This is a genomic window from Streptomyces sp. NPDC054932 (assembly GCF_053610205.1).
The window spans coordinates 1-1,939 of sequence record NZ_JBSGXU010000381.1; the positions used below are offsets into that span (position 1 = coordinate 1).

Sequence of the window (1,939 nt, forward strand, 5' to 3'; positions counted from 1 at the left end):
GCCATGTCCTTGATGAAGCTCCAGCCGGTGAGCCGTTCGGTGGCGGGGATCTGGGCGGTCAGGGCCAGGGCGGCTTCGACGGGCAAGGCCTGGGCGAGGTCGACGCGTTCGTCTCCGACGAGCTGGCGGCCGAGGGCGGCCAGGACGGTGCGGACGGCTTCCTCGGCGCGTTCGCGGGTGGGGTAGGCGCCTTCGTAGCGCACGCGTTCCAGCATCTGCTCGAACGTCATGGCGGGGTGGGCCTGGTGCGGTCGAGGCTGGTCGTACATGGTGCTGCGGTTGCCTTTCTCTTCGATGATTCGGTGTCCGGCCGATGGTGTCGGCCGGTCAGGTGGGCTGGGGGTGGCCGAAGAGGAGGTCGTAGCCGGGCGGGAGCTGGAGCAGGACGTCCCGGATGAGGATGTCTCCAGCTGCGGCGGCCACGGTGGAGAGGACTGCGCCGATGTCCCACAGGGCCGTCGTCTCGGTGGCGCCTTCGATCCAGGCTGCGGTCGCGCGGACGAAGCGTTCGGGGGAGAGCGGCTCCGCGGCCTGCAGGGGGTTGAGGAGGATCAGGGCGTAGGTCTCGGGGAGCCGGGCGGCGAGCTCGGCCCGCACGGTGCCGACCAGGTGGGCGCCCAGCAGGGCGAGGACGACGCGGGCTGCGCGTTCGGCTTCTTCCCGGGTCCGGTACTCGCCGCGTTCCTGGACGTGGTCCAGGAACGCTTCCCGGCGCATCGACATCTCACGTCACCTCCATGGGAGGGGTGAAAGGGGCCAAGGGGTGCGGAGGACGGGGTGCCGGAGGGGGATCGGGTTCCCCGTCCTCCGCCGCTGGTACCGGCCGGATCAGCCGGAGATCTGCTTGCGGCCCGCCTCGCCGCCGATGGCGATCTTCCGAGGCTTGGCGCGCTCGGCGATCGGGATCCGCAGGGTCAGGACACCCGCGTCGTAGTCGGCCTCGATGCGCTCGGTGTCGAGCGTGTCGGCCAGCATGATCTGACGGGAGAAGACACCGAGAGGGCGCTCGGAGAGTTCCATCTGCACGCCGTCGGCCTTCTCCACGGGCCGGCGTTCGGCCTTCACGGTCAGCATGTTCCGCTCGACGTCGATGTCGATCGCCTCGGTGCTCACACCGGGCAGGTCGAAGGCGATCACGTACGCGTCGCCGTCGCGGTAGGCGTCCATGGGCATGACGGACGGCTTCGACCACGTGCCCGACGTACCCGAAAACTGCTGGACGATCCGGTCCATCTCGCGGAACGGGTCGGTGCGCATCAACATCGCGAAACACCTCCAGTTGGTTCAGGCAGGAACTGCCAATGCGCTTCAACGTGCTTCCGTTGTAACATGTCATCGAAACGATGACAAGCAAACAGTCATCTGGAGGATGACAGACCACGGAGACCGCCATGACCGAGGCCGCAGAGCCGACTGCACCCGTCACCTTCCTGGCCGCCGCCGCGGCACTGGAGACCATCAACCAGGCCGTCAAGGACGCGCAGCAAGCCTCCACCAGCACGTCGGCAGCGGCACCGGCCGCGGGCCCGCACCCGGCCCTGGCGGCGCTGCTGATGCTCCGCGAGGTCCGCGAGCAGCTCGCCGGCTGGGAAACCGGCCTGATCGAAACCGCCCGCGGCCAGGGCGCCAGCTGGGCCGACCTCGCCGGCCCCCTCGGAGTCGCCAGCCGTCAGGCCGCAGAACGCCGCTACCTCCGGATGCGCCCCGGCAAAGCCGGAAGCACCGGCGAGGAACGCGTCCAGGCCACCCGCGACACCCGGGCCGCCGACCGCAGCGTGGACACCTGGGCCCGCGACAACGCCGCAGAACTGCGCCGCCTCGCCGGCCAGATCACCGCCCTGGCCGGCCTGCCCGCCGGCGCCGAAGGCGCCATCGGCGACCTGAACCAGGCCCTCGCCCACAACGACACCGCCCGCCTCGTGCGCCCCCTGGCCGACAC

General features: G+C 70.3%; 4 protein-coding genes. 1 reads left to right on the top strand and 3 read right to left on the bottom strand.

What is annotated here, in order from left to right; translation table 11 throughout:
* From ACWGE1_RS40940 to ACWGE1_RS40950, 3 genes are all read right to left on the bottom strand, one after another.
* Nucleotides 1–269 (bottom strand): DUF2267 domain-containing protein (locus ACWGE1_RS40940; protein WP_453425550.1); only part of this gene is annotated, 269 nt, incomplete at its 3' end.
* A 58-nt stretch (nt 270–327) separates the two neighbouring features.
* On the bottom strand, nt 328–723 hold the full coding sequence (locus ACWGE1_RS40945; RefSeq protein WP_202198236.1) for a DUF2267 domain-containing protein: 396 nt from the start codon (nt 721–723) through the stop codon (nt 328–330).
* Between the two features lie 105 nt (nt 724–828).
* Nucleotides 829–1,263, bottom strand: coding sequence for an Hsp20/alpha crystallin family protein (locus ACWGE1_RS40950; protein ID WP_453425551.1), 435 nt, complete (start codon nt 1,261–1,263; stop codon nt 829–831).
* Between the two features lie 128 nt (nt 1,264–1,391).
* On the opposite strand from ACWGE1_RS40950, the gene ACWGE1_RS40955 reads away from it, so the two are divergent.
* A partial coding sequence (locus ACWGE1_RS40955; protein WP_453425552.1) for an HSP18 transcriptional regulator occupies nt 1,392–1,939 on the top strand: 548 nt, incomplete at its 3' end.